The organism is Rhizobium sp. PEPV16 (assembly GCF_008919455.1).
Lineage (GTDB): Bacteria > Pseudomonadota > Alphaproteobacteria > Rhizobiales > Rhizobiaceae > Rhizobium > Rhizobium leguminosarum_Q.
In genome coordinates, this window is sequence record NZ_VSZV01000352.1 from 63,699 (window position 1) to 63,995 (window position 297).

Sequence of the window (297 nt, forward strand, 5' to 3'; positions counted from 1 at the left end):
GATCCGCGAGCGCTATCTGGATTTCGGTCCGACGCTGGCGCGCGAGAAGCTGATCGAGCTGCACCGGATCTCGGTCGCCAAGGAGACGCTGCGGCAATGGATGACCGAGGCCGGCATCTGGATCTCGCGTCGCGAGCGCAAGAAGCGGGTTTTCCAGCCGCGGCCGGCGCGACTGTTTCGGGGAATTCGTGCAGATCGATGGTTCGCATCACTGGTGGTTTGAGAACCGCGGCCCCAAATGCGCTCTGCTTGTCTATATCGATGACGCCACCGGCAAGCTGTTACATCTTCGCTTTG

1 pseudogene is annotated in these 297 nt (G+C 61.3%); it reads left to right on the forward strand.

Features of this window, described 5'->3' with window-relative positions:
• Positions 1-297, forward strand: a pseudogene (locus FY112_RS31775) (ISNCY family transposase); the annotation flags it as partial.